The 5,817-nt window shown below is 29.4% G+C and carries 5 protein-coding genes and 1 pseudogene; 1 reads left to right on the plus strand and 5 read right to left on the minus strand.

Annotation, left to right across the window (positions count from 1 at the left end; all coding sequences use genetic code 11):
* On the plus strand, window positions 1-240 hold a 240-nt coding region (locus ABY298_RS14335), incomplete at its 5' end, for an acyl-CoA thioesterase (protein ID WP_372746743.1).
* A 1-nt stretch (window position 241) separates the two neighbouring features.
* On the opposite strand, the gene ABY298_RS14340 is transcribed toward ABY298_RS14335, so the two are convergent.
* The 5 genes and pseudogenes from ABY298_RS14340 to ABY298_RS14360 all read right to left on the minus strand — a co-directional run.
* The gene (locus tag ABY298_RS14340; RefSeq protein WP_372746744.1) at window positions 242-1,510 is read right to left on the minus strand and encodes a murein hydrolase activator EnvC; all 1,269 of its coding nucleotides are present in this window, start codon (window positions 1,508-1,510) and stop codon (window positions 242-244) included.
* Window positions 1,510-2,283 carry a DUF4292 domain-containing protein gene (locus ABY298_RS14345; RefSeq protein WP_372746745.1) on the minus strand — a complete coding sequence of 258 codons (774 nt, stop codon included), beginning with the start codon at window positions 2,281-2,283 and terminating at the stop codon, window positions 1,510-1,512. The genes ABY298_RS14340 and ABY298_RS14345 overlap by 1 nt, the downstream gene beginning before the upstream one ends.
* Before the next feature lie 4 nt (window positions 2,284-2,287).
* Window positions 2,288-3,241 carry a tetratricopeptide repeat protein gene (locus ABY298_RS14350; protein ID WP_372746746.1) on the minus strand — a complete coding sequence of 318 codons (954 nt, stop codon included), beginning with the start codon at window positions 3,239-3,241 and terminating at the stop codon, window positions 2,288-2,290.
* A gap of 27 nt (window positions 3,242-3,268) precedes the next feature.
* Window positions 3,269-4,942 carry an ABC transporter ATP-binding protein gene (locus ABY298_RS14355; RefSeq protein ID WP_372746747.1) on the minus strand — a complete coding sequence of 558 codons (1,674 nt, stop codon included), beginning with the start codon at window positions 4,940-4,942 and terminating at the stop codon, window positions 3,269-3,271.
* A 239-nt stretch (window positions 4,943-5,181) separates the two neighbouring features.
* A pseudogene (locus tag ABY298_RS14360) lies at window positions 5,182-5,817 on the minus strand (ribonucleoside-diphosphate reductase subunit alpha); the annotation flags it as partial.

Below are 5,817 nucleotides of genomic sequence, written 5' to 3' on the forward strand. Positions count from 1 at the left end.
GATGTTTGGATTGAAGATAGAGAATCTCAAATACGCACAAAAGTAAATGAAGGAATTTATACATTTGTTGCTGTAGATAATACCGGAACTCCAATTACTATTCCTCAAATTACACCAGAAACCGATTTAGAAAAACAACGTTACGAAGGTGCTTTAAGAAGAAAACAATTGAGTTTAATTCTTTCGGGAAAAATGAAACCTCAAGAAGCTACCGAATTAAAAGCCATTTTTGCAAATTAAACTACATTCTATAAATCCAAGAAGCTGGGTTTTCAGTTTCAGTATTTTTAGATAAAATAAATCCTAAAATAGTTTTACCTGTAACCCTATCCGTAAAAATAGTTCCAATCTCTTGTTTTGTACTTACTTTACTACCATCACTCACAAACACACTCTCTAAGTTTTTGTATACTGTAATGTAATTTCCGTGTTGTATTAAAACTGCTTTCTGATTACCACTCATTACCTGTATAGCAATTACAGTGCCTTCAAAAACCGCTCTAGCTTTACTGCCAGGTTCGGTTGTAATTCTAACTCCATTACTTTGTATGGTAGCACTTGAAACTATTGGATGTGGTTGTTTTCCGTAATAGGTAGAAACAAATCCTTTTTCTACTGGCCAAGGTAAACTTCCTTTGTTTGATGTAAATTTTGAAGCCAATTCTTTAGCTTCTGCGGTTAATGTAAAAGTTGCCTTTGTTGAAGTTCCCGCTGTTGATGTACTTGCAGTAGCAGTACCAGTTGTAGTTTTAGAACCTTCTGCCTTTCTATTAGATGCAGCAATGGCCTCTCTAATTAATCGATCAATTTGGGCATCAATTCGCTCTTCCTCTTTTTGAAATTTTTGAATTTGATTTTTATAATCTCCTTCTTTCTTTTTAACCTGACTTAATAAAACTTCTTGCTCTTTTTTCTCTTTTTCAATTACAGTTTGCTCTTTCTTTTTCTCATTTAACAAAGCTGTTTTTTGATCTTTCTTTATTTTTAATGTATCCGTTAAAGCTTGTAGTCGTTTAGTTTTTAACTGAATTTCTTCTCCTTGTTTTTTTCTAAAAGAAGTGTATTGCTTCATATATTGAAATCTTTTATAAGCCTGAAAAAAGTTTTCTGAAGACAATAAAAACATAATTCTACTATTTTGAGATTTACTTTGGTACGATTTAAAAATCATATCTGCATAATCCTTTTTTAAAGCTTCTAAATCGCGTTGGTTTTTGTTAATTTCTAATTGATTAACATAAATCTCATTATTCAACTCTTTAGATTCACTTGAAATTACAGATATAAGTTCTTCCCTAGCCTTTATTTTATGATTTAAATCTTTTACATCACTTAACAAGTTAGTCTCTTTCTTTTTTGTATTTGAAAGCAAGGCATTTATATACACAATATCTTTTTGAATTTGTGTTCTTCTTGCTTCTAACTGTTGCCTTTTAGAATTTTGAGCTTGTAAATTAGTACTTAAAAAAAGCACCATTAAAACTAAAGGAAAATAGATTTTAAACTGCATTATTTTAAAATAATTTCTTTATATCCATTAGGAATTTCAAACGGAAAGGTTAATTTTTCATTAAACTCTACTGAATTATATTCAATATTTATAGTTGTAATATTGGTATTATCAATAGCTCTTATTGCAATATTTTCAGGAAATTGTTCTCCTTTTATTTTTTTATATCCAGAATAAGAAACCGTTAATAATTGTTTCTTTTCTTCATTTCTAATTTCTTGTCGGTTTACTTTAAAATTATCAGGATTCATAAAAAATAAGATTCCAAATAACTCATTGTCTTTTTTGGGATAAATTTCATACAATTTATCATCTATTTTAGAATTATAATCACCTTTTTTTAAATTTAAAATAGCCTGACCTAATAATATATTTTGCACTTTATCATAATCCAATTCAGTACCTAAAAATTTACTTAACAGTGTAAAATCTCCATCAAAAAAAGTCCCTTGCAATTTTTCGTAATAACTAACTCTAGTTGGTGTTATTAATACTTTAGCCAAAGGAAAACCTAATTTTGTAGCGCTCATCCAAATTGTTTTATCTTTTTCAATACGCAATTTAATAGTTACCGAAGCACTCGTTTTTTTATCGCTATATTTAGCATTTAATTTAGCGTCAATTGTTTTTTGATTAAAAGTACTATTGTAATGATTATTAATTATCTTTTTTGTTGAAATAGCCTCTAGTACATCTCCATCAGCTACATTTTTACTTGATTTACACGAAGTAAAACCAAAGAATAAAATTACTATTATTTTTAAATATTTCATCTGTCTAATTTCTTAATTGCATTTCTTTTTGCTTAAACTTAGTAGCTTCTACCTTGTTGTCAACTCCTAAATAGGCAATTGAGAACTGTTGGTAAAAATCTGCTTCTATTGCAGTATCATCTATCACAAAATCAATGCCAATAGTAAGAACGGTAATTGCGTCATTATATTTTTTAAGCTTATTAAGCGCTGTTGCGTTAATTAAATATAAAAATGGTTGTGCCGGATATAATTCCAATCCGCTTTTACTATATTCATATACATTAGTAAACAATTGCTGATTTAATTCTAATACTAACAGTTGTTTTAATACGGCATAATCGTTCGATTTTTTATACTCTTGCCTTAAACTTTCAACTGTAGTATTTTCAACTGTATTTTGAGTGTTTACAACAGAAACAGTTTCCTTTCTACTTGCTAAATAATCTTTATAACCAATTGTTTTTAAGGATTTTAATCCGTTTTTATCGATTTCTAAAATTAAATCTTCTGCAGCTTTATAATCTTGATTTTGAATAAATAACAACACCAAATCATCACTTAAATTAGGGTACATTACTACCAATTCTTTTTGCAATTTAATAGCATCAATAAAATTTTGCTGCGCTTTAAAAATAGCTACTTTATGTAATTTCAAAAACTTATTATCTGGTTCCTTTTGCAATGCTTTATCTATAAATATTTCAGCCTCTAAATATTTTTTTGAAAGTAAATAATTTTTAGAAAATTCAAAATCCACAGCAACATTATCAGCATTTAACTGATTGCATTTTTCTAAACTTTCAATAGCTTTACTAAAATTATTGATTGCTTTTTGTTTTAAAGCTTCAAAAAAATGCTGTTGAAACTCTAAATTATTTTGCTCAGCATTTTTAACCGTTGGCTGTTGCGCATATGAAACCATTGAAATTAGCAAAATTCCAATACAACTAATTCTATGTAAAATACAGCCTTTCATATTGGGCGCAATATACAATTATTGGCACTATATTCCTTTAGGAATTGCATCAATTAATTTTTGAGCATACGCGGTTTTTGGTGCTTTATAAATCTCATCAGCGTCGCCAATTTCTTCAATTTTCCCTTTATTCATAACCACCAATTGATCGGACATATATTTTACAACCGCCAAATCGTGCGATATAAAAATATAGGTAAACCCAAAATCTTGTTTTAATTCATTCAGCAAATTTAACACTTGCGCTTGCACAGAAACATCCAAGGCAGAAACAGATTCATCGCAAATAATTAACTTTGGTTTTAAAGCTATAGTTCGGGCAATTCCAATTCGCTGACGTTGTCCTCCAGAAAATTCATGTGGATATCTGTAAAAATGTTCTTTTGGTAAGCCAACGCGCTCTAAAATTTCAAAAACATACTTTTTTCGCTCTTCAAAAGAATTGAAAATTCCATGAACTTTCATCGGTTCTATAATTGCTTGTCCAACCGGAATTCTAGGATTTAACGATGAAAAAGGATCTTGAAATATAATTTGAACTTCTTTTCTAAAATTTTTTAATTCTTGTTTTGATAAATGAGTTACATCTTTTTCTTTATAAAAAATGGTTCCTTTAGTGGCTTTTTCTAATTGTAAAATAGTTCTTCCCAAAGTAGTTTTTCCACAACCAGACTCACCAACCAAACCCAATGTTTCACCTTCAAACAATTGAAAAGAAACCTCATCAACTGCTTTTACAAGATTATCATTTTTAAAAAAGAAACTGTTTGATGTGTTAAAATAAGTAGCCAACCCATTTACTTTTAAAAGTGGTTTTTCAGCATATATTTTTTGATGAAATACTGCTCTTTCTTTTGAAGAATACACTTCATTTTGAACAGATTTTTCAATAAAATCTTTAACCGTTGGTAACTTTTTTAAACGCTCATTCAAATTTGGTTTTGAATTAATAAGCGCCTTTGTATAATTGTGTTTTGGCTGTTTAAAAACCTGTTCTACCAAGCCTTGCTCAACAATTTCGCCTTTGTACATTACCAATACGGTATTTGCAATTTCTGAAACCAACGATAAATCGTGGGTAATAAAAATAATGCTCATTGCTGTTTCTTGCTGTAATTCTTTTAACAACTCAATAATTTCTTTTTGAACCGTAACATCCAATGCCGTTGTAGGTTCATCAGCAATTAAAATTTTTGGTTTACACGCAATTGCCATCGCAATCATTACACGTTGCTTTTGTCCACCAGAAATTTGATGTGGATATTGATTGTAAATAGCTTCCGCTCTTGGTAACTTTACTTTATTAAACAGTTCAATTACTTCTAATTTAGCTGCTTTTTTTGATATTTTTTTGTGCTGTAATAAAATTTCTAATACCTGATATCCACACGTTAAACTTGGATTTAAAGAACTCATAGGTTCTTGAAAAATCATAGAAATTTGATTCCCTCTTATTTTTTGAAATTCCTGTTCTGAAATTTCAGCAAGATTACTATCGTTAAAAACAATATTTCCTTCAACCTTTGCACTTTTAGGCAGTAAACCTAAAATTGCCAATGAAGTAACAGATTTTCCGCTTCCAGACTCTCCAACAATTCCTAAAATTTGCTGATTATTTAATTCAAAAGAAACGTTTTTTACAACGGTATTCCATTGCGCATCCGATTTAAAAGAAATTGACAAATTTTGTACTGAAAGCATTGTTTACTTTTTTTTGATAAAAATACAGTTTTTAAAAGTAGTAATTCCTGTTGTTTTTTAAGTTTTTAAAATTCAAAAAAAAAAGTTGTTTAATTAATTTTTAAAACGATATGCTGAACTTGATTCAGCATATCATCATAGTGAGAACCAATTATTTTGATAACCTAAAACAAGTTCAGGTTGACTAAAATTTACTTTTTGACAACCTCTTTACTCTCTGGGCAAAAAATTATTACACTTTATGAACCACACATTTCGCAATCGTCTGGATTGTTTTGTGAAGCTATTAACATGGCTTTTAATTCTTCTGGCGTTAATGGTTTATCTTCTACTTTTTTCTCTTTAGAAACGGTAAACTGAATGGCGTTTACAGCACTTTTTGTTCGTAAATAATACATACCAGTTTTTAAACCACTTTTCCAAGCATAAAAATGCATGGATGTTAATTTTGCATAATTAGCATCTTGCATAAACAAGTTTAACGATTGAGATTGATCTATAAAATATCCTCTTTGGCGAGACATGTCAATAATATCTTTCATACTCATTTCCCAAACCGTTTTATACAAATCTTTTAAGTTTTGAGGAATCACATCAATATGTTGAATAGATCCATTAGCACGCATAATACTTTCTTTCATACTATTATCCCACAAACCTAATTCTACTAAATCTTCCAACAAATGTTTGTTTACCACAATAAACTCACCACTTAAAACTCTTCGCGTATAAATATTTGAAGTATATGGCTCAAAAGCTTCATTATTTCCTAATATTTGCGATGTTGATGCTGTTGGCATTGGCGCAACTAAAAGCGAGTTTCTAACCCCGTTTTTCATCACTTTTTTACGTAATGCTTTCCAATCCCAACGACC

Origin of the sequence: Lutibacter sp. (assembly GCF_041596795.1) — a bacterium.
Classification (GTDB): domain Bacteria; phylum Bacteroidota; class Bacteroidia; order Flavobacteriales; family Flavobacteriaceae; genus Lutibacter.

Excerpts from the sequence above, each read along its gene's own strand:
- ABY298_RS14340 (WP_372746744.1), bottom strand. The coding sequence starts at position 1,510 with ATGCAGTTTAAAATCTATTTTCCTTTAGTTTTAATGGTGCTTTTTTTA.
- ABY298_RS14345 (WP_372746745.1), bottom strand. The coding sequence starts at position 2,283 with ATGAAATATTTAAAAATAATAGTAATTTTATTCTTTGGTTTTACTTCG.
- ABY298_RS14350 (WP_372746746.1), bottom strand. The coding sequence starts at position 3,241 with ATGAAAGGCTGTATTTTACATAGAATTAGTTGTATTGGAATTTTGCTA.
- ABY298_RS14355 (WP_372746747.1), bottom strand. The coding sequence starts at position 4,942 with ATGCTTTCAGTACAAAATTTGTCAATTTCTTTTAAATCGGATGCGCAA.